The organism is Pseudomonas anguilliseptica (genome assembly GCF_900105355.1).
GTDB classification, from domain to species: Bacteria; Pseudomonadota; Gammaproteobacteria; order Pseudomonadales; family Pseudomonadaceae; genus Aquipseudomonas; species Aquipseudomonas anguilliseptica.
Genome location: NZ_FNSC01000001.1, coordinates 129,008 through 147,894 on the forward strand (window position 1 = coordinate 129,008; position 18,887 = coordinate 147,894).

20 protein-coding genes are annotated in these 18,887 nt (G+C 60.6%); 7 read left to right on the top strand and 13 right to left on the bottom strand.

The genetic code is table 11. From position 1 onward, the window contains the following. Positions 1-577 precede the first annotated feature (577 nt). Positions 578-1,558 (top strand): zinc-dependent alcohol dehydrogenase family protein, encoded by a 981-nt coding sequence (locus BLW24_RS00685; RefSeq protein ID WP_090375435.1) that lies wholly within the window; start codon positions 578-580, stop codon positions 1,556-1,558. A 35-nt stretch (positions 1,559-1,593) separates the two neighbouring features. Here the strand turns inward: BLW24_RS00685 and BLW24_RS27050 are convergent, their stop codons facing one another. Together BLW24_RS27050 and BLW24_RS00695 are read right to left on the bottom strand one after the other, a co-directional pair. After that, positions 1,594-2,115: a DUF1294 domain-containing protein gene (locus tag BLW24_RS27050; RefSeq protein WP_090375436.1), complete on the bottom strand. Its 522-nt coding sequence runs from the start codon at positions 2,113-2,115 to the stop codon at positions 1,594-1,596. 4 nt (positions 2,116-2,119) lie between these two features. Then, positions 2,120-3,469 (bottom strand): DEAD/DEAH box helicase, encoded by a 1,350-nt coding sequence (locus BLW24_RS00695; RefSeq protein ID WP_090375438.1) that lies wholly within the window; start codon positions 3,467-3,469, stop codon positions 2,120-2,122. A gap of 252 nt (positions 3,470-3,721) precedes the next feature. On the opposite strand from BLW24_RS00695, the gene BLW24_RS00700 reads away from it, so the two are divergent. Both BLW24_RS00700 and BLW24_RS00705 read left to right on the top strand, forming a co-directional pair. Further along, a complete protein-coding gene (locus BLW24_RS00700; protein ID WP_090375440.1) occupies positions 3,722-4,405 on the top strand; it encodes a 7-cyano-7-deazaguanine/7-aminomethyl-7-deazaguanine transporter in 684 nt (227 codons plus the stop codon). 59 nt (positions 4,406-4,464) lie between these two features. Further along, entirely contained in the window at positions 4,465-4,869 is a 405-nt protein-coding gene (locus BLW24_RS00705) for an anti-virulence regulator CigR family protein (protein WP_090375443.1), read from the top strand. 159 nt (positions 4,870-5,028) lie between these two features. Here BLW24_RS00705 and rarD read toward each other — a convergent pair whose 3' ends face one another. From rarD to BLW24_RS00720, 3 genes are all read right to left on the bottom strand, one after another. Then, positions 5,029-5,925, bottom strand: a complete 897-nt coding sequence (gene rarD, locus BLW24_RS00710) for an EamA family transporter RarD (RefSeq protein WP_090387587.1) — start codon at positions 5,923-5,925, stop codon at positions 5,029-5,031. 200 nt (positions 5,926-6,125) lie between these two features. Beyond that, positions 6,126-6,725 carry an FMN-dependent NADH-azoreductase gene (locus BLW24_RS00715; protein WP_090375445.1) on the bottom strand — a complete coding sequence of 200 codons (600 nt, stop codon included), beginning with the start codon at positions 6,723-6,725 and terminating at the stop codon, positions 6,126-6,128. Between the two features lie 156 nt (positions 6,726-6,881). Further along, positions 6,882-7,196: a 3-phosphoglycerate kinase gene (locus BLW24_RS00720; protein WP_090375447.1), complete on the bottom strand. Its 315-nt coding sequence runs from the start codon at positions 7,194-7,196 to the stop codon at positions 6,882-6,884. 88 nt (positions 7,197-7,284) lie between these two features. On the opposite strand from BLW24_RS00720, the gene BLW24_RS00725 reads away from it, so the two are divergent. From BLW24_RS00725 to BLW24_RS00740, 4 genes are all read left to right on the top strand, one after another. Beyond that, positions 7,285-8,211 carry a PA3225 family LysR-type transcriptional regulator gene (locus BLW24_RS00725; RefSeq protein ID WP_090375450.1) on the top strand — a complete coding sequence of 309 codons (927 nt, stop codon included), beginning with the start codon at positions 7,285-7,287 and terminating at the stop codon, positions 8,209-8,211. A 30-nt stretch (positions 8,212-8,241) separates the two neighbouring features. After that, positions 8,242-9,054, top strand: a complete 813-nt coding sequence (locus BLW24_RS00730) for an alpha/beta fold hydrolase (RefSeq protein ID WP_090375452.1) — start codon at positions 8,242-8,244, stop codon at positions 9,052-9,054. A gap of 11 nt (positions 9,055-9,065) precedes the next feature. Further along, complete coding sequence (locus tag BLW24_RS00735) at positions 9,066-9,620, top strand: peptidylprolyl isomerase (protein ID WP_090375454.1); 555 nt, start codon at positions 9,066-9,068, stop codon at positions 9,618-9,620. A 122-nt stretch (positions 9,621-9,742) separates the two neighbouring features. Next, the gene (locus tag BLW24_RS00740) at positions 9,743-11,575 is read left to right on the top strand and encodes an ABC transporter ATP-binding protein (protein ID WP_090375456.1); all 1,833 of its coding nucleotides are present in this window, start codon (positions 9,743-9,745) and stop codon (positions 11,573-11,575) included. Between the two features lie 30 nt (positions 11,576-11,605). On the opposite strand, the gene BLW24_RS00745 is transcribed toward BLW24_RS00740, so the two are convergent. From BLW24_RS00745 to BLW24_RS00780, 8 genes are all read right to left on the bottom strand, one after another. After that, positions 11,606-12,346 carry an MgtC/SapB family protein gene (locus BLW24_RS00745; RefSeq protein ID WP_208600123.1) on the bottom strand — a complete coding sequence of 247 codons (741 nt, stop codon included), beginning with the start codon at positions 12,344-12,346 and terminating at the stop codon, positions 11,606-11,608. A 72-nt stretch (positions 12,347-12,418) separates the two neighbouring features. Then, entirely contained in the window at positions 12,419-13,525 is a 1,107-nt protein-coding gene (locus BLW24_RS00750; protein ID WP_090375458.1) for a GNAT family N-acetyltransferase, read from the bottom strand. Positions 13,526-13,607: 82 nt separating this feature from the next. Next, on the bottom strand, positions 13,608-14,525 hold the full coding sequence (locus BLW24_RS00755; RefSeq protein ID WP_090375460.1) for a ParB/Srx family N-terminal domain-containing protein: 918 nt from the start codon (positions 14,523-14,525) through the stop codon (positions 13,608-13,610). Positions 14,526-14,609: 84 nt separating this feature from the next. Continuing rightward, positions 14,610-15,926, bottom strand: a complete 1,317-nt coding sequence (locus BLW24_RS00760) for an OprO/OprP family phosphate-selective porin (RefSeq protein ID WP_090375462.1) — start codon at positions 15,924-15,926, stop codon at positions 14,610-14,612. Positions 15,927-16,154: 228 nt separating this feature from the next. After that, on the bottom strand, positions 16,155-16,754 hold the full coding sequence (locus BLW24_RS00765) for an HvfX family Cu-binding RiPP maturation protein (RefSeq protein ID WP_090375464.1): 600 nt from the start codon (positions 16,752-16,754) through the stop codon (positions 16,155-16,157). Between the two features lie 45 nt (positions 16,755-16,799). Next, a complete protein-coding gene (locus BLW24_RS00770; protein WP_090375465.1) occupies positions 16,800-17,507 on the bottom strand; it encodes an HvfC family RiPP maturation protein in 708 nt (235 codons plus the stop codon). Continuing rightward, a complete protein-coding gene (locus BLW24_RS00775; protein WP_090375468.1) occupies positions 17,504-18,346 on the bottom strand; it encodes an HvfB family MNIO-type RiPP peptide maturase in 843 nt (280 codons plus the stop codon). The genes BLW24_RS00770 and BLW24_RS00775 overlap by 4 nt, the downstream gene beginning before the upstream one ends. Before the next feature lie 20 nt (positions 18,347-18,366). Further along, entirely contained in the window at positions 18,367-18,663 is a 297-nt protein-coding gene (locus BLW24_RS00780; RefSeq protein WP_090375470.1) for an HvfA family oxazolone/thioamide-modified RiPP metallophore, read from the bottom strand. Positions 18,664-18,887: the final 224 nt, after the last annotated feature.

Below are 18,887 nucleotides of genomic sequence, written 5' to 3' on the forward strand. Positions count from 1 at the left end.
ATCAGGAAGTCTTTTTCAGACCATCCTTAGCTCTCAGGCGTTATTGCACGTCGCCCTCCTAATTTCCGACCCGCCCAGGCCCGCTTAGGTTCGAACTTTCGCCAGTCAACCGTACTCAGCGAGCACGCCAGCCTGTTCGCCCGCGATAATATCGCCATGAAGATAATCGGCTCAGTAAAACGCTTGAGCCTTTGCGCTGCCTTCGTTCTATCTGAGCAGAGCGCGGCCTACGCCTCCTGTAGTTCCGAAGAGGCGATAGCCAAGCCGGGCAACTCGTAGCCAAAGCCGCAGAGATCAGCCAAAAAATCCTGCCCGTGCGGATCAGCTACGCGCAGAACTGAAGGAAATCTCACCCGAGACCTCCTCTGACCTGCTGGAAAACGCTTGCGCAGGTGACTACCAGCGCTTCAGGAGCCGGAACCAGGCGGAGGTGAGATGCAAGACCAGTAAAACTAGCAATCACCCGGTTTACTCGGTCGCTGCCCATCACCCGGATCGATAACAGAGGATTCGTCGCACCTTGGCCACTCCGGTCTAGACTTCAGCCACTCTGTTCAGCCTCTACCGGAGAATTCCCATGCTTAAAGCCGAGTATCAAACCCGCGGGCCCGCTCCTCAGGAAGTAATCGCCGCCGTTGCGCTGCAGCTACCTGAGCCTGGCGCCGGCCAAGTGCGTATCAAGGTACTGGCTGCGCCGATCAACCCATCCGATGTGCTTACCCTGACCGGCGAATACGGCATGCTGCCGCCGTTGCCAGCGATTGGCGGTAACGAAGGGGTTGGCCGGGTGGAAGCGCTGGGCGTCGAAGTCAGCAACCTGAAGATTGGCCAGATGGTGCTGTTGCCGGTGGGCTGCGGCACCTGGGTCAGCCATTTGAATGCGCCGGCCAATAAACTGATTCCCCTGCCGGAAGCCGATCCTCAGCAACTGGCCATGCTCACGGTCAACCCGCCGACCGCCTCTCTGATGCTCAGTCAATTCGTCGACCTCAAGCCCGGCGATTGGGTGATCCAGAACGCCGCCAACTCCGGCGTCGGCAGCTACCTGATCCAGCTGGCCAAGCTGCGCGGCTTCAAAACCATCAACGTGGTACGCCGTGAGTCAGCAGTGGCCGGCGTTGAGGCAGAAGGCGGTGACGTGGTACTGGTCGATGGCCCGAACCTTGCCAAGCGAGTGCGCGCAGCCACTGGCGGTGCAAACGTGCGCCTGGGTATCGATGCCGTAGGCGGCGAGTCTACCGACCACCTGGCCGCCAGCCTGTGCGAAGGCGGTGTGCTGGTTAACTACGGCATGATGAGCCGCCAGCCGTGTCAGGTATCGCCAGCGTCCTTTGTGTTTCGCGATGTCAGCCTGCGCGGCTTCTGGTTGGCCAAATGGTTCCAGAACGCCAGCCAGGCCGAGCAGATGAAGGTGTTTGGCGAGCTGGTGCAGCTGATCGCCAGCGGCAAGCTACACACTCGGGTCGCCGCCACCTATGACGTCAGCGAGATCAAGCAGGCCGTGGCGGCCGCCGCCAGTGGCGAGCGCGACGGCAAGATCTTGATCGTACCGAAGTAAGGATTAAGCGGCAGACGGTGGAGAGCCCGCCGTCTTCAGCCGCCTGCAGATGTATTGCTCAGCCATAGCACCAGCCCCACCAGAGACAGGTGCAGCAGGACGATCAACCAGAACAGCAGCTGATAACTCAGCTTGCGGTTCTTGTGCCGAATCAGCCGCTGCGCCAGCAACCCGCCGGGCCAGCCGCCCAGCAACTCATACAGATGCAGGCGCGCCTGGGGCGTGCGCTGCTGGCCCTTGATGGCGAACTGTTTGTCGCGGTAGTAGGCGATAAAGCAGATCAGGCTCATCAGCCCGTAAACCAGCGCCAGTATGGCCAGCACATCAACCCCGACCAGCAGTGGTTGAACCCGCTCGTGCCAGAGCTGCGCCACACCCTGCAGCAGCGGCGGGTAGTTGGCGTAATTGCTGACACTCAAGGCCAGATTGCTATGGGCGATGCTGCAAGGCTGATCACTGTAGAGCACCACACCGTCAGGCTGCACGCATTTGTACACCGCGCTCTGGGCCTGCGCGGCGATTAACCACGCAACAACCCAGCAGACCCAGCGGCCCACGACGTTACTCGGCAGCTGGTGTACGGCGCTTCAGCGGGGCCAGGCCATCCTGGCTGACCAGTACCGACGCATCAGGTTTCGGCCGGTTGATGGTGTTGCGCTTCGGCGCCTTGGCGGCAGGCTTTTTCGTGGCGAGCTTCTTGCCGGTTTTCGGGTCGATCTTTTTCTTCTTCGGGCCAACCGCTTTACCGGACGCCTTGAGGTTTTTCGGGCCCTGGTAGATGCCCTTGAGGTCCTTGATATTGCGGCGTTCGAAACGCTGCTTGAGGTAGCGCTCGATACTCGACATCAGCGCCCAGTCGTTGTGGCAGATCAGCGAGATCGCCAGACCTTCGGCGCCAGCACGGCCGGTACGACCGATACGGTGTACATATTCGTCGCCAGAGCGCGGCATATCGAAGTTGATCACCAGGTCCAGGCCATCGACATCCAGGCCACGGGCCGCCACATCGGTGGCCACCAGAATCTTCACCGCGCCTTGCTTGAGACGGTCGATGGCCAGCTTGCGATCCTTTTGGTCCTTCTCACCGTGCAACACAAAGGTCTTGAAGTCGTGGGCAACCAACTTGCCGTACAGGCGGTCGGCCTGGACGCGGGTATTGGTGAAGATGATCGCCTTGTCGTAGGTCTCGTTCTTCAGCAACCACTCGACCAGACGCTCTTTATGGTGGTTATGGTCAGCGGTGATGATCTGCTGGCGCGTGCCTTCGTTGAGCTGGCTGACGCGGTTGAGCTGCAGGTGCTCAGGCTCTTTCAGCACCTTGCCGATCACTTCACGCAGAGCGGCGCCGCCACTGGTGGCGGAGAACAGCAAGGTCTGGCGCTCGGCATTGCACAGTTCACCCAGGCGTTGCACGTCCTCGGCAAAGCCCATGTCGAGCATGCGGTCTGCTTCATCGAGCACCAGCACTTCGACTTCATCAAGCAGCAGGTTGCCGGCGTTGGCGTGTTCGATCAGGCGACCCGGCGTACCGATCAGGATGTCGACCTTGCGCAGCATGGCGGCCTGCACCTTGAAGTCTTCCCCACCGGTGATCAGCCCGCCCTTGAGGAAGGTGAACTGGGCAAAACGCTCGACTTCTTTCAAGGTCTGCTGGGCCAGCTCACGGGTCGGCAACAGAATCATCGCGCGAACACTCATGCGTGGCTGGGAAGCACCATCGCCGAGCAAACGATTGAGCATTGGCAGCACAAAGGCTGCGGTCTTGCCGCTGCCGGTTTGCGCAATAACCCGCAAGTCTTTTCCTTGCAGCGCCAGCGGAATGGCCGCCATCTGCACCGGGGTGGGCTCGACAAAGTTAAGCTCGGCCACGGCTTTGAGCAGGCGTTCATGCAGGGCGAATTGGGAAAACACGGGTATACCTCGACAAAAAATCAGCAATACAGCGGCATAGATTACCGGTTCTGCCGGCTAAAAGCCCGAACGGCCTGGCCAACGGCGCCTGTAGCCTAGTTGGCGCCCTGCAACAGGACGCTGAAACGGTGCAGAGTGCGGCCTCCTGTCAGGCCACTACGCAAGCGCCGCGTCGCGCCGGTAGAATGCGCGCCGCCATTCAATTCCGGGTGGCATGGGTTCCCTAACCCCATCCAGCAAAAAGGTCCCGTCATGCTTATTACCGCCCCGCAGCGCCTACGCAATGCGCTTATTGCACTGGTGTTGTTTCATATCCTGATCATCATCGCCAGTAACTACCTGGTGCAGCTGCCGATCACCCTGCTCGGCTGGCACACCACCTGGGGCGCATTCAGCTTCCCGTTTATCTTCCTGGCCACCGACCTGACCGTACGCCTGCTCGGCAAACAGGCGGCGCGCCGGGTGATTGCCCGGGTAATGCTGCCGGCGCTACTGATTTCCTACATCGTTTCGGTGCTGTTTCAGGAAGCCAGCTTTCGCGGCTTCGGCGCCTTGCTGGAGTTCAACGAGTTCGTCCTGCGCATTTCTATCGCCAGCTTTCTGGCCTATGTGCTCGGGCAGTTCCTCGATATTCAAGTATTCGACCGCCTGCGCCAGCTGTCGCTATGGTGGGTAGCGCCAACAGTCTCGACCGTCCTTGGCAACCTGCTGGATACCTACGCGTTCTTCTCGGTGGCGTTCTGGAACAGCAGCAACCCGTTTATGGCCAAGCACTGGGTGGAAATCGCCACGGTCGATTACGGGGTCAAACTGGTCGTCAGCCTGCTGCTGTTCGTGCCACTCTACGGCATGTTGCTCAACGCCATTCTGCGCATATTGGCTGGACGCGATGGCCGTACTCCACCCGCCACACCGGCCAACTCTGGGCCACACTGAAGAGAGCGCAGCAAATGGCTGCGCGAGTTGTTTAACCCTCCCCCTCGTGGAGTACCGCCATGTACCGTTCCTTGTTGCTAACCGTCACCAGCTTGGCCCTGGCAGTTGCCTTGAACAGTGCCAGCGCCGCCCCAAAACACGACAAGCATGACAAGCACGGTGGCGATGGCGGTATACAGGTTGATCTGCGCGGCCCGAGCATCGATATCGGCCGAGTGCGCATCATTCTTGGTGACAATCGCGACCTGATCGGCCCAGCCCAATCTCTGCCGCCGGGCATCCGCAAGAACCTGGCGCGCGGTAAGCCGCTGCCACCAGGCATTGCCAAGCGCTTCGACAATCGCCTGCTCAGCCAACTGCCGCGCTACGAAGGCTACGAATGGCAGCAGGTCGGCACCGACGTGGTGCTCGTCACCCTGGCTACGGGACTGATCTACGAGATTCTGCAGAACGTGCTGGACTGAAGCTCGTCAGAAAACTTTTCCCTCTCTGCGTCCCTCGGGCGGGCGGCTCGCTGGTCGGCTCGACAAGCGGGGGATCGGCCTTGCGCCCTATCTGTTGGGGACGGTATTGCGATGTTCTCTCGCAGTCAGCTCCTACCGGAAAGCCTGGCGGATGTCTTGCTATAAACCTTGCCGCGCCTGCTTGATCAGCAGCCGCGCGCTGTCCCAGCCGACCAGCAGCACCGCCAGCCAGATCGGCAGATAGGTCAGCCATTGCGCGCTGTTGAACTGTTCGCCGAGAAACAGCAGCGCTACGAGAAACAGCAGCACCGGCTCGACATAACTGAGAATGCCGAACAGGCCCATTGGCAGCAGGCGACTGGCGGCCATCATCGCGGCAAACGCCAGCGAGCTGATGACCGCCAGCCCCGGCAGCAGCCACCACAGCTGCGGCGCCTGGGCAAACAGCTGCGGCGGGCTCCATTGCAGCACCAGCCAGATCGCCACCGGTGCCATAAACAGCATCTCGAAGACAAAACCAGACAAGACATCCAGGCGCATCCAGCGGCGCAGCATGAAGTACGGCGGATAACCCAACACCGTGACCATCACCACCCAGGAAAACGCCTGGGTCAGCCACAACTCATGGGTCACGCCGAGCAAGGCGCAGAACACTGCCAGGCGCTGCAACGGCCGCAGTCGCTCGCCATAGAACACCCGTCCGGCCAGCACCATCGCCAACGGCAGCAGGAAGTAGCCCAGCGACACTTCCAGCATGCGCCCGGCCAGTGGCGCCCAGACAAACAGCGCCCACTGAATACCCATCAGCAGCGCTGCCAGCGGCAGGCTGGCCAACAGTAACGGCTCACGCCGCACACGAGCGCAGGCGGCGAGCAGCACCGGCCATTGCCGCGACAGGGTAATCAGCAGCAACACCGCCGGCATCGACCAGAGCACCCGCTGGGCAAACACCTGCAAACCATCGAGCGGTGCCAACAGCCGCACATAGCCGGGCACCACGGCAAACAACACCGAGGCAATAATCGACAGCGCCACACCGCGCCCAGACAGCTGCATCACATCACCCTGCTCAATCAAACCCCGACATCTTGCCTGGCTTGTAGTTAAGACCACAGCCATAAAGCGACACAGCCGGGAACTTAAACAGCCGTACAGCGAAAAAATGCAGCGCATAAAAAAGCCCGCACTGCATCAGCAGAGCGGGCAGAGACGTCCAGGAGCACCGGACGCCAGGAGAGCAGGATGCGGCGGGAGAATCAGATGGCCTGGGCCAGTTGCGCCTTGGCCTGGTTCAGGCCTTTCTCGAGAAAGTCGCCGCCCAGGTTGAGGCCTTCGGCGTGGATAAAGCTGACATCGTGAATGCCGACAAAGGCCAGCGCCTGACGCAGGTAGGGTTCCTGATGATCCTGGGTACCGCCGGCATAAATGCCGCCACGGGCGGTCAGGACAAAGGCGCGCTTGCCACTGAGCAGGCCTTGCGGGCCGGTTTCGCTGTACTTGAAGGTCACACCCGCACGCAGCACATGGTCGAGCCAGGCCTTCAGGGTGCTGGGGATGGCGAAGTTGTACATGGGCGCGGCCAGCACCAGCACATCGGCGGCCAGCAGCTCGTCGGTCAGCAGGTTGGACAGCGCCAGCGCAGCCTGCTCGGCTTCACTCTGCTGCCCGGCCGGGGTCATCCAGCCGCCCAGCAGATTGGCGTCGAGGTGCGGCACCTGATCAACCGCGAGGTCACGCACCTTGATTTGGTCAGCCGGGTTGGCAGCCGACCAGTCGGCAATAAATTGTGCTGTCAGCTGACGAGAAACCGAACCTTGCTGACGGGCGCTGCTTTCAATTACCAGGACGTTTGCCATGTTGTCTGCTCCATCGAAGGGTTGTTGAACATCGATGGGCAAAGAACAGGAGTGCTAAATCCGATTAAAAAGCGCAAACAACTGCGTAAAACCATCTAATAATTTGATTTATAGCCAGCCCGCGCTTAGTCTCTGGGTTGTGTGGCCAAGTACTGATTAACTGATTTCGCAGGTCAGTTTGACCCGCAGCTTGATAATGCTGCGGCTGAACTTCACCGCCAGGCTGTTGCTTTCACCGGCAGCCAGGCTGACCTTGCGGCTGCGCGGCGCTTCTGGGCCGTTGCGAAATACCGCCGTGCACTTGGCATCGCTGCGGCCATAGTTGTACAGCTGCAAGCCGCCCATGTTGTGGTCGATTTCCTGGGTGGTGGCCGAGACTTCAGCGCCATTGAGCTGTTTCTCCACCTCGATCGGGTAGGCCATTACAGTCAGCGGCAGGCAGGCCAGCAGTGCGCAACAGAGCTTTTTCATCAGGGCAGTCTCCGGCAAAAGACGGCCAGTTTAGGTTGATTGAGTCAGTATTTGCACCCTGGAACTTGAGCAAGCACAGGAACCGATTATGAAAGCTCCCCGCGTAACCCTCGACCAATGGCGCACCCTGCAGGCAGTGGTCGACCATGGCGGCTTTGCTCAGGCCGCCGAGGTGCTGCACCGCTCACAATCCTCTGTCAGCTACACCGTGGCGCGTATGCAGGAGCAGCTGGGCGTACCGCTGCTGCGTATCGATGGACGCAAGGCGGTGCTCACCGAAGCCGGTGACGTGCTACTGCGCCGCTCGCGGCAACTGGTCAAACAGGCCAGTCAACTGGAGGACCTGGCCCACCATATGGAACAGGGCTGGGAGGCCGAAGTGCGCCTGGTGGTCGATGCCGCCTACCCCAATGCCCGCCTGGTGCGCGCGCTGACCGCCTTTATGCCGCAAAGCCGTGGCTGTCGGGTACGTCTGCGCGAGGAAGTGCTGTCCGGCGTGGAAGAAGTGCTCAAGGATGGCATGGCTGACCTCGCCATCAGCGCGCTGAACATTCCCGGTTTTCTCGGTGCTGAAATGAGCACGGTGGAGTTTGTCGCCGTGGCCCACCCCGATCACCCGCTGCACCGCCTGCAGCGGGTCGTAACCTTCCAGGACCTGGAAGCCCAGATGCAGGTGGTGATCCGCGATTCTGGGCGCCAGCAGCCGCGCGACGTTGGCTGGCTCGGCGCCGAACAGCGCTGGACGGTCGGCAGCCTGGCCACCGCTGCCACCTTTGTCAGCAACGGCCTGGGCTTTGCCTGGTTGCCGCGCCACCTGATCGAACGCGAGCTCAAGGACGGCCAGCTCAAGCCCCTGCCGCTGGATCAAGGTGGCAGCCGCAACCCGCTGTTCTTCCTCTATTCAAACAAAGACAAGCCCCTGGGCCCGGCCACGCAGATTCTCGTCGAGCTGATCCAGCGCTTCGATGCCGCCCCTTTGAATGCAGCCTTTGCTGCGCCCCTGCCCAACGCCTGAGAAGAACATGGGCCTGAGAGGAACCTGTAGATGTCATTTTTTGATAACGACGACTGCCAGTTGCACTACGAGGAATACGGTCACGGCGCGCCTGTGCTGTTGGTCCACGGCCTCGGTTCGAGTACACGTGACTGGGAATATCAGATCCCCGAACTGGCTCGCCATTACCGGGTAATTGCCCTCGATGTACGCGGCCACGGCCGTTCGGACAAACCCCGCGAGCGCTATAGCATCCAGGGTTTCGCCGAGGATGTGGCGGCGCTGATCGAGCATCTGCAACTGCCACAGGTGCATCTGGTGGGTATCTCCATGGGCGGCATGATCGGCTTCCAACTGGGCGTGGATCGCCCCGAATTGCTGAGAAGCCTGTGCATCGTCAACAGTGGCCCGGAAGTGAAGGCGAAAAGCCCGCGCGACTATATCGAGATCGCCAAACGCTGGAGCCTGTCGCGCCTGCTCAGCCTCGATACCATTGCCAAGGCCCTGGGCAAACTGCTGTTCCCCAAACCGGAGCAGGAAGAGCTGCGACAGAAAATCCTGCAACGCTGGCCGCAGAACGACAAGCGTGCTTACCTTGCCAGCCTGGATGCGATTATCGGCTGGGGGGTACGGGAACGCCTGAGCCGGATCGGCTGTCCGACCCTGGTGGTCACGGCCGACCGCGATTACACCCCGGTGGCGCAGAAGCAGGCGTATGTCGATGAACTGCCCAACGCACGCCTGCTGGTGATCGAAGATTCACGTCACGCCACACCGCTGGATCAACCCGAACAATTCAACAGCAGCCTGCTAGCCTTTCTTGCCGAAGTCGAACAGGCCGCTTCCACTGCCAAGCAACAATAAGGACTACCCGCATGTTCAAGACCCTAACCCTCGCCGCCTGCTCCATCCTGTTTGCCGGCAGCCTGCTGGCCGCAGAAAACCCGAAAGTGCTGCTGACTACCAGCCTCGGCGACATCGAGATCGAACTGAATGCCGAAAAAGCGCCGATCAGCACCGCCAACTTCCTCGCCTACGTCGACAGCGGCTACTACGCCGGCACCCAGTTCCACCGGGTGATTCCAGGCTTTATGGTGCAGGGCGGCGGCTTCGATGCCGACATGCAGCAGAAGGACACCCAGGCGCCGATCAAGAACGAAGCCGACAACGGTCTGCACAACGTGCGCGGCACCCTGGCTATGGCCCGTACCCAGGTACGCGACTCCGCCACCAGCCAGTTCTTTATCAACCACAAGGACAACGCCTTCCTCGACCACGGCTCGCGTGACTTCGGTTACGCCGTATTCGGTAAGGTGGTGAAGGGCATGGACGTGGTCGACAAGATCGCCCAGGTGCCGACCGCCAACCGTGGCGGTCATCAGAACGTGCCGCGTGAACCGGTGCTGATCACCGAAGCCAAGCGTCTCTGATTGCACCCCGCGGGGTGGGCCTGCTCACCCCGCGCGCTTTACCCTCTTTTTCTGCGCAACACCCACCCCGGCAAACTCGTTAGAATCGGGCGCTATTCCCTGATCTAGGCAGGATGCCTGACATGCTGTTCCGCCGCTTCGAACACCTGATCGATGTCTTTAAAGCCAGCCCGGATGTCGAGCCACCGGCCGGTATGCTGGCGTTTTGTGCCTACTATTTGCGCCAGGTCTGGCCGTTGATGATCGCCGTGCTGGTAGTCGGCTTTGTTGCGGCCTTGATCGAAGTCGCGCTGTTCAGCTTCCTCGGTCAGCTGATCGATATGACGCAGACCACCTCAAGTGGCGAGTTCTTCGAGCAGCACCAGCACACGCTGCTGTGGATGCTGCTGGTGGCGCTGGTCATCCGCCCGCTGGTATTCGGCCTGCACAACCTGCTGACGCATCAGACCATCAACCCCGGCCTGACCAATCTGATCCGCTGGCAGAACCACCGTTATGTGCTCAAGCAGAGCCTGAGCTTCTTCCAGAACGATTTCGCCGGGCGCATCGCCCAACGCATCATGCAGACGGGTCCCTCGCTGCGTGATTCAGCGATGCAGGTGGTCGATGCGCTCTGGCATGTGCTGGTGTACGCCGCCAGCGCGCTGTACCTGTTTGCCGCCGCCGACCTGCGCCTGATTGCCCCGCTGCTGCTGTGGATCGTCGGTTACTGCGCGGCGCTCTGGTACTTCGTGCCGCGCATCAAGCAGCGCTCAGCGGCGGCCTCGGCGGCGCGTTCGAAAGTCATGGGCCGGGTGGTCGACGGCTACAGCAACGTCACCACCCTCAAGCTGTTCGCCCACACCCAGGTCGAGGAACACTACGCCCGCGAAGCCATACAAGAACTGCTCGGCAAGGTGCGTTTGCAGTCGCGCATCATCACCACCCTGGATTTCCTGATCACCTGCCTTAACGGCATGCTGATCGTCGGCACCGGCGCGCTGGCGCTGTGGCTGTGGGATCAGCAACTGATCAGCACCGGCGACATCGCTCTGGCGCTGGGCCTGGTGATTCGCATCAACGGTATGGCCGAATGGATCATGTGGGTGGTCAACGGCATCTTCGAAAACGTCGGCACCGTGCAGGACGGCATGAAAACCATTGTCCAGCCGCGCCAGGTGCTCGACCAGACCGCGGCCAAACCCCTGCAAGTCAGCCAGGGCGCCGTGCAGTTCGACAACATCCACTTTCACTACGGTAAGCGCAACGGGGTGATCGCTGGCCTCAGCCTGGCCGTGGCACCCGGCGAAAAAATCGGCCTGATCGGCCCTTCCGGCGCGGGCAAATCAACCCTGGCAAATCTGCTGCTACGCCTCTACGACCTTGAGAGCGGGCGCATCCTGATCGACGGTCAGAACATCGCCGAGGTGGCCCAGGAAAGCCTGCGCGCGCAGATCGGCATGGTCACCCAGGACACCTCGTTGCTGCACCGATCGATCCGCGACAACCTGCTCTACGGCAAACCCGAGGCCAGTGAAGACGAGCTGCTCGACGCCGTACGCAAGGCCCGCGCCGACAGCTTTATCCCGCTACTGGACGACGGCATGGGCGGCCATGGATTCGACGCGCAGATTGGCGAACGCGGGGTCAAACTCTCCGGCGGTCAGCGCCAGCGTATCGCCATCGCCCGCGTGCTGCTCAAGGACGCACCGATTCTGGTGCTGGACGAAGCCACCTCGGCGCTGGATTCGGAAATCGAAGCGGCCATTCAGGAAAGCCTGGATACCCTGATGCAGGGCAAAACGGTGATCGCCATCGCCCATCGCCTGTCGACCATTGCGCGCATGGACCGCCTGGTGGTGATCGACCAAGGGCGCATCGTCGAAACCGGTAGCCACAGTGAGCTGATCGCCGCCGGTGGTCTCTATGCGCGGCTTTGGCAGCATCAGACCGGAGGTTTTGTCGGCGTCGATTAACGTCCGATCTAAGGGCTGGATTGGCGAAGCTCAGTTGCGCGCATGGGCCATCTGAAACTTCGCCACGCCTTCCAGCCTGGCCAGCTCATCGGCCATATCGCTGATCCGCGCACTCTTCTGCCCATCCACCGCCACGGCGACAAAGCGCCACTCCAGCTGGCCCTGCTCAAAACTCACGGTGAACGAGCCGCCGGCAATCACATAGCCACGCTCGCGGGCGATTTCACGCAAACGCGCCTCATGCGGGCGGACAAATCCGGGGGCGAAACGCAGCACAATGGCCAGTGCCGGACGCGATGGCAGCCGCGCCTCCAGCTTGGCGCCCCACATCATCAGCCCGGCAGAAATCAGGCTAAGCAGCACCGCCGCGCCATAGAAGCCGACGCCCACCAGCACGCCAATCGCCGAAGACGCCCAGATCGACGCCGCCGTGGTCAGGCCGCTGATGCTCATGCCGTCCTTCATAATCAGCCCGGCACCAAGAAAACCGATGCCGGTGACCACCCCCTGAATCACCCGTGTCGGGTCGACACTGGAGAGAGAGTGATCGCCCAGCCAGTGCTGCGGGTACACGCACAACACCGTCAGCGCACAGGAGGCCATACAGACCATGCCATAAGTACGCATGCCCGCCGCGCGGCCATGGTAGGAGCGCTCATAACCGACCAGCAGACCAAGCAGCAGCGCGCCGAGCATATTCAGAAACAGGGTCAGATTGACCGCCACACCCGGCAGCAGCCAGAACTTATCGACCAGGGCAAATGCACTCACAACACACCTCGCGCAGCAGCGGACCTGCTCTGAGCGTAGTTGCCGCCCCGCTAAACTGCGCGAGCGGGCACGCTATTGGCGGTACGGCAGCAGCTCGCGGGCCTGTTCGGCGTAGCCACGCACGCCGTGCTGTTCTTCGGCGAGAAAGTTCGCCACGGCCGCACGCAGGCCGGGGTGGCAGAGGTAGTGCCAGGAGTGGGTGATGTCCGGCTCAAAGCCGCGGATCAGCTTGTGTTCGCCCTGGGCACCGGCGTCGAAGCGTTGCAGGCCATTGGCGATGGCAAAGTCCATGCATTGGTAGAAACAGGTTTCGAAATGCAACCGGTCAAACTCCGCCAGACAACCCCAGTAGCGGCCATACAGGCTGTCGCCGCCGACCAGGCTAAAGGCCATGGCCACTGGTCTACCGGCCTGATGGGCGAGCACCACGCGGATCATCTCCGGCATGCGCTCGGCCAACAGGCTGAAGAAAGCGCGCGTCAGATAGGGTGACTGGCCGCGCACACGGTAGGTGTTGGCGTAACACAGGTAGACGAAATCCCACTCCAGCTCACCGAGCTGGTGGCCCTCACGCCAGTCAAACGCGATGCCCTGCCCCGCCACCTGCTCACGCTCCTTGCGCATCTGTTTGCGCTTGCGTGAGCTAAGCGCATCGAGAAAATCCTGAAAATCCCGGTAGCCGCGATTGCGCCAGTGAAACTGACAACCCAGACGCTGCAACCAGCCATCACGATCCTGCAGCAGGGTGTTTTCGGCCTCGGTGGTGAAGTTGATATGCAGGCTCGACAGCCCCTCCTGCTCCAGGCTGGCGCTTAGCTGATCAAGCAATTGCCCGGCCGCCTGCGGCGGGCCCGTCACAGGCGAGAAGGGAATCGCACCGAGCAGCTTGGGGTAGTAGTCGATGCCCGCACGGTGGCAGGCATCCGCCCAGCCATGATCGAACACGTATTCGCCATAGGAATGGCTTTTCACATAGCTCGGCATGGCTGCCAGCAGTTGGCCTTGTTCACCGAGTAGAACTGTATGAGCCGGCTGCCAGCCACTGCGCCCCCACACACTGCCGCTGTCTTCCAGTGTCGAGAGAAAGGCGTGGCGCAAGAAAGGCTGCGCATCAGTCAGCAGCGCATCCCACTGACTGGCGGCAATTTCATGAATGGAGTTAAGGCAGGTAGGCAACATCGACAGCTCGGCGATTCGGGCAAGGCTGCACTATAGCGCCAAGCCCAGCGCCAGACACCTTGCCTGGCGCGCCATGGCAGTTTCAGCGCATGGCCTTGTAGGCAACCATATACGGCAGCTTCTTGCTGGCCATCTTGCCCATTTCCTTGCGGCCGACGGAGGAATAGCCGCCCAGCTCAGCCGCCTTGAAGCCGCTGTCACCCACCGTGCTGTCGGCCTTCAGGGCGACCATCAGCTTGGCCGCGGCAGCAATCGCGTCGCGGTAGTCGCCCTTGTCGCGCAGGTCGTACTCGCTCAGGTTAAGCTGACCACGCAGCCAGTTGCCCCAGTAAAACTCAAGAAACTCCGGGGCCACTTCGCCCGAACGGGGTTTGTCATAGGCCACCTCACGGGTGAAATACACCAACGCGCGGTAAGGATCATCTGCCAGGCTGCCCAGGCCAAGTTGCGCTGGAATCTGCTCCGGGGTAATCACCTGACCTTGGCCATCCTTGAGCCAGACCTTGCGTGCAACCTGCATGCGCTGCCAGAAACTGACCAGATCCGCGCTGTCGCTGCCGATGTCGGTCACCTTGACCCACATCGGCAGCGTTGCGCCGCCTTCAGGCTGCTCCCACAGCGTGGTAAAGGTGTGGTGTCCATCGGTCAGATACAGCCGGCCTTCAGGGCCGACCACCACGGTTTTCATTTCACTGCTGCGTGAAGCCACTGCGCCCTGACAGCTGAAGCTGTCCGGCTGATGCAGGTTGGCGCCCTTTGGCACCTTGCTGCTTTCTCCCTGACCATTGGCCTCGCAGTACTCATCGAAGAGCTTGTTCGGCTCTTTGGCAAAGCGCCCGAGCTTGTAATAGATCTGGTCATACCCCACCACCGCCTGGCTCGGGTGCAACTGCTCAAGACGTACCTGCAACAACTCGCCAGGCTTAGCCGCGCGGTAATCCTCAGCCACGGCCGCAGCGCTCAAACCCGCCATCAGTAACAACACAGCACAAACGCGCATCGGTCCTTCCCCAGATAAAAATTGCGAAAAAAGCCCCGCACTAGGCGGGGCTTAAAGATAGGAGCAGCGGTTAAGCGGTGTTACTTAGAATACGTACTGCAGGCGACCGATGATGGCTTTGCCGTCGTCTTGCACGTTTTCACCACCCACTTGCGAGTTGGTGTTGAGGTTATCTACTTCGTAGTCAACATAGTTCAGGCTCATGCGTACAGCCGGAGTAGCAAAGTAGTTCACACCGACCACCATGGCATTGGCAGTGAATTCATCGCTCAGATCATCAGCGACCACGCCAACCACACCGCCCATCATCTGAGCAGGAATGGCACTTTCGTCAGCATCAACAGTGTTGCTTTCGTAGCGTGCAAATACTTCAAAAGTACCCTTCATATCGGTTGGCTTGTCCCACTTGCCGGCACCGGCTTTGTAGTTACGAGCGCCACCAATCATGTAAGACACCTGAGCGGAGTAACCGCTAGCATCCACGTCGGCATCAAGCCCACCAGCAGTCTCGCCGGAAACCTGACGCTGAAAGTATTCAGCAGCAGCGCGGAACGAACCGAACTGAGCACCGGCTTCCAACACCCACTCAGAGTCTTTGTCGGTATCGGCGGTAGAACCAAAGGCTATGCGCGCGTCCTCATCACTGCGGATGCCCATGCGAGTACGCACGTTGGCAGTGTTATCGTCCGGGCTGCTGCTGTGGTAGTTAGCACCCAGGTGGATCACATCGGTGCCATCCAGGTATGGTGCCCAATTGGCGCGCAGGGTGTAGCCGTACAGCTCGTCGTTGTCGTCGCTCTCATACTGATCGTAGTGGGCAACCTGAGCCATCAGGCCGTAGTTGTCGCCGGCGTGCATAACGTTGACACCGAACTTGGCATCTTCGTCGCCATTGAGGAAGTCATACATAAACGGACGTTCGATGGCAGTGATCCAGGACGAACTGGTGGTGCCTTCCAGGCCGTAGTCGACACCGAACTGGCCAACGGTCACGTCGGCAAAACCCAGGCCGCTGTAGGTGATATAGGCACGATCGAAGTCGGTGCCCTCATCTTCGTCATAGCTGACACGCAGGCCATAGCCCCAGTCCTTGTAGGCAACGCCTTCAAAACCGACTTCACCGCGACGGATAAAGGTGTTGAAGGTGTCATCGAACGGATCGTTCTGCGTACCGGCCATCAGACCGTCAAAGTTGGTGGCATCCCACTGCAGCTTGCCGCCGAGTTTGAAGCTGAACTCTTTGTCAGTGGTAGCGACTTCCAGGCCACCCTTGGTTTTGATCACGATATCGGCGCCGTCAGTGGTGACGGTACCGGCGAAAGCCTGGGCGGAAACGGCCAGGGCCAGAGCGCTGGTAGCGAAGCCGGCCATTACTCCACGAAAGCTGTGCTTACGGATCATCGAAGATTCCTCTAAATGGACTTTTAAGTGTTGAAAACACCCGAGCGCTGGGGCTCGTTCGTGCTGGAGGGAATCTTGGCGGCGGGATATTTCACGGCAGTTGCTGATATATAAATATTTGATTACAGCGGAACTTTTTACTTCCTTTGCCTATAAGCAGTGAGAACTGCTCTAGACCGGCCTTTGCCAACGGCCCGCACGCCCTTGCAGCGGCGGGCCAGGTTTAACTCAAGATTGTTTGCGTAATGCCTTGCCCAGCCAGTAATCCAGGCTTAGCCAACGCCCGGCGCCGCTGAAAAACAGCGCCACCAGCATTACCAGGTAGGTGGCGGCAAACTCGATGCCGTTGTTCAGCACCACCAGCTTGCCGCTGCTGGTCAGCCAATCGTAATTACCATGCTCCTTGAGCAGCTCACGGGCCCGCGCAATTTTCTCTACCGAGTCCATGACCCGTTCATTGGCAAACGGCGCGCTGGCATCGGCAATCGCCTGCCAACCGTAGGGCAGGTGTACGGCGAAGATCGCCACCAGCATGGTGACAATCAACGGAATACTGACCCAGCGCACCGCCAGGCCAAACAACAGCAGCAGCGCCCCGCCCACCTCGGTCAGCGCCGCCGCCCAGGCCAGCAGCTCGGGGGATGGCAGGCCCAGGCCCCAATCCGGGTTGCCGAACCAGGCGGCGGTTGCGTCGATGTCCGCCAGCTTGTGCATGCCGGCCATCCAGAACACGGGCACCAGGTACAGACGCAGCAATAACGGCCCGAGAAAATCCAGGCGACGGGTAGCATCCAGGGCATCCTGGAGACGATTGAAAAAGCTCAGCATGGGATATCTCCACAGGTCGGCACTGTCGGTGCCGGGGTCAGTTAATTAATCGCTTGGGGGTTGCCATATACCTTGGCGCTGCCAGTCCGCCAGCAGGCTCTGGGCATTGCTGAAGTAGTGTTTGTCCGCGGCTAAGCCCTGGCTCTGAGCCAGGTCGTACAGGGCCGAATTGGCTTCTGCTCCTGCTTGCAGGCGCGCCGCCAACTGATAGGCAAAGGGGCTGAGTTGCATAAAGCGCACCTTGTCCTGCACATCTCGCCAGACCAACAGGCAGGTTGGCTCACCAGGCGGCGTGGCAGGTTGAAAATCAGCACCAATGCGCTGCACCGGCCACTGATACGCTAGCGGCCAGACCAGTGGCGACCAGCCCTGCGCAGGCAGCTCGGCCTCACTGACATCCAGCGCCAGCTCAACCCATTCGTAATGCGCCAGTTCGAGGATAAACGGCGGATCGCCAGCCTCGGCGACATAGCCCTGCTGCAACCAGGCGAGAAACTCCTGGCTGATCTGCAAGAAATACGGCGTGCGCGCCTGATGCTCAGCGATAAAGCTGCGCAACAAACGCTGCCACCGACTGGCCTCGATCAGCCGGTGCAGCACCGGAAAGGCGCCGCTGATAAAGCCTTCGATATTGTTGAAGAACAACGCTTCGTAGATCGCCATCCGCTCGGCCGTAACGCCCTCAAGCAGCGGCTGCTCTACCGGCTGGCGAATACGCGCGGCAAACGCGCGTTGCGCGTCAACGCCACTCATGTTCCGTAACTCCGCACAGGAGCCGCAGCCGCTTGCAGCTGGCGAATCTTCGCCACCTCGGCATACAGATCGGCAATCGGAGGGAAGTTGAAATCGCGCTCCAGCAAGGTCGGGCGCACGCCATGCACGGCGTAGGCCTGTTCCAGCAGCGCCCAGACCGGATCAATCACGGGCGCGCCGTGGGTGTCGATCTTCAGATCACTGGCCTCATCGTAATGCCCGGCCACATGCAGATAGGCGATGCGCGCACTGGGCATGCTGGCGATATACGCCTGCGCATCGAAGTTGAAATTGATGCTGTTGACGAAGACGTTGTTCACATCCAGCAACAGCTGGCAGTCAGCTCGCTCCAACACCGCGCAGACAAACGCCGCTTCATCCAGCTCGCCCGGCAGCTGTGCATAGGCCGACACATTCTCGATGATCAACGGCCGCTCCAGCACGTCCTGCACGATGCGCACCCGTTCGGCAATGCGCAGCACCGATTCCTCGGAAAATGGCAGCGGCATCAGGTCATATAACTGGCCATGGTCAGCGCAGGCCGACAGATGCTCGCTGTAACCGCGCACCGCATGCAGGTCGAGAAAGCCCTTGATGGCCTTGAGCAGTTCGATATCCAGCGGCGCAAAGCCACCGAGATTGAGGGACAGGCCATGGCAGAGCAGCGGCAGGCGCTCGCTCAGGGCACGCAACTGCTTGCCCAGGCGCCCGCCCACGCCGATCCAGTTCTCCGGTGCCACTTCGAGGAAATCCACCTCGCCTGCGCTGCAGTCCTGCAGCGCGCCAAGCAGGCCGCGACGCAAACCCAGCCCGGCACCGTTAACGAAATCTACCTGCATATCCTGCCCCTGATTCTCAGTTATTCGGCTTTGTCAGCGCCGCACTTGCCTTCACCGCACTTACCTTCGCCATCAGCCTTGGCTTCGCCACCGCATTTACCCTCGCCACACTTGCCTTCGCCTTCGGCTTTCTTCATTTCGCCACCGCATTTGCCTTCACCGCAGCTGCCTTCAGCGGTTTTCTCAACCGCAGCCAGGCTGTAGCCGCTGCTCAGTTCCTGCGCGGCAAACGGGTTGCTCGCGGCCTGCACGCTCAATGCAGCGCTGCTCAGCAGTACCGCGCCCAGGGATGCAACAACAGTGTTCAGATGGTTCATGACAACGCTCCAATAATCGTTAACAGTGGTAGCCGATTGGCTACCTCGGCCCAATAGACGGAGTCGATCAGCAACTGTTACACCTCATGGAAAAATATTTCATAGGCAGCTGCAGCCCACGCTCGAAGACGTTGCAGTCCCTATGCCGATAAACGTCTTTAATCCGCGAAGATTTTTGCCGCCGGCCAACTGATCCGGCACACTACGCCCCCCGAGCAAATGCT

What these genes read in the sequence shown, in the direction of transcription:
- rarD (WP_090387587.1), bottom strand. Translation starts at nt 5,925, where the DNA reads ATGCAGCTGTCTGGGCGCGGTGTGGCGCTGTCGATTATTGCCTCGGTG.
- BLW24_RS00705 (WP_090375443.1), top strand. Translation starts at nt 4,465, where the DNA reads ATGTACCGTTCCTTGTTGCTAACCGTCACCAGCTTGGCCCTGGCAGTT.
- BLW24_RS00740 (WP_090375456.1), top strand. Translation starts at nt 9,743, where the DNA reads ATGCTGTTCCGCCGCTTCGAACACCTGATCGATGTCTTTAAAGCCAGC.
- BLW24_RS00765 (WP_090375464.1), bottom strand. Translation starts at nt 16,754, where the DNA reads ATGCTGAGCTTTTTCAATCGTCTCCAGGATGCCCTGGATGCTACCCGT.
- BLW24_RS00715 (WP_090375445.1), bottom strand. Translation starts at nt 6,725, where the DNA reads ATGGCAAACGTCCTGGTAATTGAAAGCAGCGCCCGTCAGCAAGGTTCG.
- BLW24_RS00730 (WP_090375452.1), top strand. Translation starts at nt 8,242, where the DNA reads ATGTCATTTTTTGATAACGACGACTGCCAGTTGCACTACGAGGAATAC.
- BLW24_RS00700 (WP_090375440.1), top strand. Translation starts at nt 3,722, where the DNA reads ATGCTTATTACCGCCCCGCAGCGCCTACGCAATGCGCTTATTGCACTG.
- BLW24_RS00750 (WP_090375458.1), bottom strand. Translation starts at nt 13,525, where the DNA reads ATGTTGCCTACCTGCCTTAACTCCATTCATGAAATTGCCGCCAGTCAG.
- BLW24_RS00775 (WP_090375468.1), bottom strand. Translation starts at nt 18,346, where the DNA reads ATGCAGGTAGATTTCGTTAACGGTGCCGGGCTGGGTTTGCGTCGCGGC.
- BLW24_RS00755 (WP_090375460.1), bottom strand. Translation starts at nt 14,525, where the DNA reads ATGCGCGTTTGTGCTGTGTTGTTACTGATGGCGGGTTTGAGCGCTGCG.
- BLW24_RS00725 (WP_090375450.1), top strand. Translation starts at nt 7,285, where the DNA reads ATGAAAGCTCCCCGCGTAACCCTCGACCAATGGCGCACCCTGCAGGCA.
- BLW24_RS00720 (WP_090375447.1), bottom strand. Translation starts at nt 7,196, where the DNA reads ATGAAAAAGCTCTGTTGCGCACTGCTGGCCTGCCTGCCGCTGACTGTA.
- BLW24_RS00760 (WP_090375462.1), bottom strand. Translation starts at nt 15,926, where the DNA reads ATGATCCGTAAGCACAGCTTTCGTGGAGTAATGGCCGGCTTCGCTACC.
- BLW24_RS00770 (WP_090375465.1), bottom strand. Translation starts at nt 17,507, where the DNA reads ATGAGTGGCGTTGACGCGCAACGCGCGTTTGCCGCGCGTATTCGCCAG.
- BLW24_RS00780 (WP_090375470.1), bottom strand. Translation starts at nt 18,663, where the DNA reads ATGAACCATCTGAACACTGTTGTTGCATCCCTGGGCGCGGTACTGCTG.
- BLW24_RS00735 (WP_090375454.1), top strand. Translation starts at nt 9,066, where the DNA reads ATGTTCAAGACCCTAACCCTCGCCGCCTGCTCCATCCTGTTTGCCGGC.
- BLW24_RS00685 (WP_090375435.1), top strand. Translation starts at nt 578, where the DNA reads ATGCTTAAAGCCGAGTATCAAACCCGCGGGCCCGCTCCTCAGGAAGTA.